Annotated in this window: 2 protein-coding genes and 1 pseudogene; 2 read left to right on the top strand and 1 reads right to left on the bottom strand. The window is 67.0% G+C overall.

The features are described 5' to 3' along the window. A partial coding sequence (locus WAW85_RS13135) for a Fis family transcriptional regulator (RefSeq protein WP_422560051.1) occupies nt 1–1059 on the bottom strand: 1059 nt, incomplete at its 3' end. Between the two features lie 660 nt (nt 1060–1719). On the opposite strand from WAW85_RS13135, the gene rpsL reads away from it, so the two are divergent. After that, complete coding sequence (rpsL, locus tag WAW85_RS13130; protein WP_422560050.1) at nt 1720–2091, top strand: 30S ribosomal protein S12; 372 nt, start codon at nt 1720–1722, stop codon at nt 2089–2091. 5 nt (nt 2092–2096) lie between these two features. After that, a pseudogene (locus tag WAW85_RS13125) lies at nt 2097–2245 on the top strand (30S ribosomal protein S7); the annotation flags it as partial.

Genomic DNA, 2245 nt, shown 5'->3' with positions numbered 1-2245 from the left:
GTCGACGACGACGCCGTGCCCGAGCGTGCGCGCTCGCCGCAAGGCCGATGCCAGATCGATGGGGCGCCCGTCCAGGAGGGCGCCGGGAACGTCGATGACGACGGCCTCCTCGCGCGCCACGATGGTGAAGGCTGCAGTGGTGCGGCCGGTGCCGGGCTCGCCGCTGATGGCGACAGTACTGGCGGTCGCGCCGCGCTGCCGGGGTGTGGTCAGCGCGGCGGGCGGCACCGATTCCATGCGCGGACGCAGCCGGAAGATCGCCGAACTGCGGACGCCCGGGATGGGCACCGCCTCCACCGCCACCACGATCCCGGACACCAGCGTCATGATCGGCGGGATGTCGCGTTCGGAGATGAACACGCGCAGGGTGCCGAAGTCGGCGGGGGAGAGGAGTTGAGCGGCCGGGGTATTGGTCAGTTGCAGATCGTCGCCGACCGCGACCACGGCGATGTCGCGCCGCTCGGCCGCGCGTTCAAACGTGGTGATCACCTGGCGGTGATCCAGGTGTGAGCGGGACAGCAGCCGTTCGGCGATGTCGGAGACGATGCCGCGCACGAGCGGGACCGACAGCGGGTTGAGCCGTTCGGCGACCTGTGTCATGCAGAGAATGCCGGCCACCCGGCGGGTCGACGGATGGATAATCGGCTGGCCGAAGCAACTCAGTGAGCGGAACTGCTCCAGATAGTGCTCCTGGCCGTTGATCACCAGATCGCCGCGCACCTCGGCCGTGGTGCCCAGCGCATTGGTGCCCATCTCCGATTCGGTGAAGGCTGCGCCTGCCACGGCGCCGGCTCCGATGAGCACGCCTTCGAGTGTGGTGTCCGCCGAAACGCGGGCGACCAGCCGGCTCCGGTGATCCACCAGCAGCAGGGCGGTCGGGGTGCCGTGCAAGGTTTCGGCGGCGCGACTCAGGATCGGGCGGGCGGCATCGAGCAGCGGATCGGCAGCGGAGATGTCGCCGAGCGTGGGGTCGGGGCGATCACTCGGCACCAGGCCGGAGGAACGAGCGCGTTCCCACGCCGCAGCGATGACCGGGCGCTGGGGTGAACGAGTGGACACGTCTCTACTGTGACATGAACCACCCGCGGTGGCGAGGAAGTGCGGTTCGGAACCTGGACATGGAACAGGCCCACCGGCCGAGTCGGGGGAATTCGGTCGGTGGGCCTGTAGAACACTTCGTAGCGCGCGAGCGGGCAGCGCTGCGAAGTGTGGTCCACGGGGCGAGTGACAGTGTGTTCTCGTACACATTGTCGTTCGCGTACAACAGGTATACCCCGAGAACGCCAGTCGCGGAGTGTACGGATTTTGGACACTTTCGGCCCTCGGGCCGGTCGCACAGGCCGAGTGGGCGGGCGCCGGAGTCGGCGGACACGACCTGGGGCGCCGGTGGGCGTCAAGAGTTTTGACCTGTGGAATCCGGGCCGGTAGAGTGGATCGCTGGCGTCCGGGCTGTCCGGATGCCACCCGTGGGCACCCGGTCTGACCGGACTGCCGTATGGGAGTTCGCGATGGGATTTCGTCGTACGACACGCCCGACCTCGGGTGCAGGAAATCTCAGTGACCAGGGCATATGTCCTGGTGGGGCGAGTTGCGGATGTTGTTCGGAATGCGGGGCGGCGGTTGCCGCCGAGCAAATCGATCAACCTGCCCGGAGCACCAACCGTGACATTGGAAGCGACAAGGCCGGCACGGTGCCGGCCTGCGAAGAGGAAGAACTCAGTGCCAACTATTAATCAGCTGGTCCGCAAGGGCCGCAAAGACAAGGTCTCCGTCAAGAAGACCGCCGCCCTGAAGGGCAGCCCGCAGCGTCGTGGCGTGTGCACCCGCGTGTACACCACCACCCCGAAGAAGCCGAACTCCGCTCTGCGTAAGGTCGCCCGCGTGCGCCTGACCAGCGGCGTCGAGGTCACCGCCTATATTCCGGGTGAAGGCCACAACCTGCAGGAGCACTCGATGGTGCTCGTCCGCGGTGGTCGCGTGAAGGACCTCCCCGGTGTTCGCTACCGCATCATCCGCGGCTCGCTTTACACCCAGGGTGTCAAGGACCGCAAGCAGGCTCGCAGCCGCTACGGCGCCAAGAAGGGGAACTGATCTAAATGCCACGTAAAGGACCCGCTCCCAAGCGCCCCCTCGTCAACGACCCGGTCTACGGTTCGACGCTGGTCACCCAGCTGGTGAACAAGATCCTGCTCGACGGCAAGAAGTCGACCGCCGAGCGCATCGTCTACGAAGCCCTCGAGGCCAC

The sequence above is a fragment of the Gordonia sp. (in: high G+C Gram-positive bacteria) genome, assembly GCF_049299075.1.
Lineage (GTDB): Bacteria > Actinomycetota > Actinomycetes > Mycobacteriales > Mycobacteriaceae > Gordonia.
This window is presented reverse-complemented; position numbering and strand designations above follow the sequence as displayed.